General features: G+C 43.5%; 3 protein-coding genes. All 3 read left to right on the top strand.

What is annotated here, in order from left to right; genetic code table 11:
- Positions 1-453, top strand: a 453-nt coding sequence (locus tag B4K20_RS15100; RefSeq protein ID WP_289283543.1) for an aminotransferase class I/II-fold pyridoxal phosphate-dependent enzyme, incomplete at its 5' end; no start/stop codon positions are given.
- A gap of 23 nt (positions 454-476) precedes the next feature.
- The gene (gene dapD / locus B4K20_RS15095; RefSeq protein WP_289283542.1) at positions 477-1,298 is read left to right on the top strand and encodes a 2,3,4,5-tetrahydropyridine-2,6-dicarboxylate N-succinyltransferase; all 822 of its coding nucleotides are present in this window, start codon (positions 477-479) and stop codon (positions 1,296-1,298) included.
- An 87-nt stretch (positions 1,299-1,385) separates the two neighbouring features.
- On the top strand, positions 1,386-1,724 hold the full coding sequence (locus B4K20_RS15090; RefSeq protein WP_289283572.1) for an ArsC family reductase: 339 nt from the start codon (positions 1,386-1,388) through the stop codon (positions 1,722-1,724).
- Positions 1,725-1,804 lie beyond the last annotated feature (80 nt).

Genomic DNA, 1,804 nt, shown 5'->3' with positions numbered 1-1,804 from the left:
AACGCCCCTGGCTTGAGAAGTGGTTTTGTCGCTGGTGATGCTGATATTCTGAAACAATTTCTACGCTACCGCACGTACCATGGTTGCTCAATGCCACCTGCTACACAGGCGGCCTCCATCACCGCCTGGAATGATGAAGATCATGTTGTTCATAATCGTGAGCTGTATCTGGAAAAATTTAATGCGGTATTAGAAATTTTAGCGCCAGTCATGTCAGTATCTATGCCGCAAGCCGGTTTCTATTTGTGGGCTGAAACGCCCATTGCTGATACGGCATTTGCCAGACAATTATTTGAACAACAAAATGTCACCGTTTTACCAGGCACCTATCTAGGCCGTGACACCACTGCGGGCAATCCTGGTTCGAATTGTATTCGCATGGCGTTGGTTGCCCCGCTGGAAGAATGTATAGAAGCTGCACATCGCATTCGCAGCCTTATTGAAAGTTTATAATTAAATCAATGGAGTAGACACCAATGAGTGATATTCAACAAATTATTGAAGAGGCGTTTGAACGCCGTGCTGAGATTAACCCTGCTAACGCTGATAGCAATGTCAGAAATGCAGTCAATGAAGCATTAACGATGCTGGATAACGGTTCAGCTCGTGTTGCAGAAAAACAAAATGGTGACTGGGTTGTTAACCAATGGCTGAAAAAAGCGGTTTTATTATCATTCCGTTTAAATGACAACAAAATCATGCCTGGTGCAGAAACCAACTATTTCGATAAAGTTGAGCCTAAATTTGCCAACTTTAATGAAGATGACTTTAACAAAGCCGGTGTGCGTGTTGTACCACCAGCAGCGGTTCGTCGCGGATCATACATCGCACCTGGTGTTGTTTTGATGCCTTCTTATGTCAATATTGGTGCTTATGTTGATTCTGGCACCATGGTCGATACTTGGGCGACGGTAGGTAGCTGCGCTCAAATCGGTAAAAACGTTCACCTTTCTGGTGGCGTAGGCATCGGTGGTGTATTAGAACCCTTACAAGCCGGCCCAACCATCATTGAAGATAACTGCTTCATTGGTGCTCGTTCTGAAGTAGTTGAAGGTGTTGTTGTGGAAGAAGGCTCAGTTATCTCAATGGGCGTTTATATTGGTCAAAGCACAAAAATCTTCAATCGCCTGACCGGTGAAATCACTTATGGTCGCATCCCTGCAGGTTCTGTTGTGGTGTCTGGTAACTTACCTTCTAAAGATGGTTCATACAGCCTGTACTGTGCGGTTATCGTTAAACAAGTTGACGAAAAAACACGTGGCAAAGTGGGTATTAATGAATTATTACGTGATATCTAGTATCATTTTATTCAGATAACATTAGGGGTGAGCAAATCGTTATTGCTCACCCCTTTTTATTTTTAGCCTTATATACATGTGACTACAATGATTCTCTACGGTATTAAAAACTGTGATTCGGTCAAAAAAGCACGAAGCTGGCTTGAGGCACACTCTATTGACTATGTGTTTCACGATTTTCGTCAGCAAGGTCTTGAAGAGAGCACCGTCAAAGAATGGCTTCAGTCCGTTGACTGGGAGACTTTGTTGAATAAACGAGGCACAACCTGGCGGAAACTGGATGACCCACGTAAGGACAATCTGGATGAAAAAACCGCGATTGAACTCATGTTGGAAAACCCTACTCTGATTAAGCGCCCCGTTTTGGTCAACGACTCAACGACCATAGTCGGATTTAAAGAAGATGTTTATCAACAGTTGGTTTAACTTACATTTTCTTAGCAGAGTTTTGCCCGCTATCATTCCAGGTATCGGCTGCGGTAATCATCAATATGGCGTTGATGTCA

Source organism: Methylophaga sp. UBA5088 (assembly GCF_002414625.1).
Taxonomy (GTDB): domain Bacteria; phylum Pseudomonadota; class Gammaproteobacteria; order Nitrosococcales; family Methylophagaceae; genus Methylophaga; species Methylophaga marina.
The sequence above is the reverse complement of the archived record's forward strand: the minus strand, read 5'-3'. Positions and strand labels throughout refer to the sequence as shown.